The sequence below is a fragment of the Paraburkholderia sp. JHI2823 genome (genome assembly GCF_038900695.1).
GTDB lineage: Bacteria > Pseudomonadota > Gammaproteobacteria > Burkholderiales > Burkholderiaceae > Paraburkholderia > Paraburkholderia mimosarum.
On sequence record NZ_JAYMRY010000371.1, the window covers coordinates 1 to 325 of the forward strand.

A 325-nucleotide genomic window follows, 5' to 3' on the forward strand; every position below is an offset into this window, starting at 1 on the left:
CTGGGGGATTAGCTCAGCTGGGAGAGCACCTGCTTTGCAAGCAGGGGGTCGTCGGTTCGATCCCGTCATCCTCCACCAATCCTCAATGCACAGCGTTCTGCACGAAGCAGAGCCCTTCGCATTGGCGATTGAGCCAGTCAGAGCGGTACGAAAGTATCGGCTGTCGTTCTTTAACAATCAGGAAGAAGTAGTAAAGAGATTCATCTGAAACACACTTAGAGATGGGTGTGGAGTAGGTGAATCAGGGTTGTGATTGTATCAATGTATTTTTAAGTGATCGAAAGATTGCTTTGGAATACGGCGCAACACGAATACTCAACCTGTA

Annotated in this window: 1 tRNA gene; it reads left to right on the top strand. The window is 48.3% G+C overall.

Annotated features, from left to right (window positions below):
• Positions 1-2 precede the first annotated feature (2 nt).
• Positions 3-78: transfer RNA gene (locus VSR34_RS39020), tRNA-Ala, on the top strand.
• The last annotated feature ends 247 nt before the right edge of the window (positions 79-325 follow it).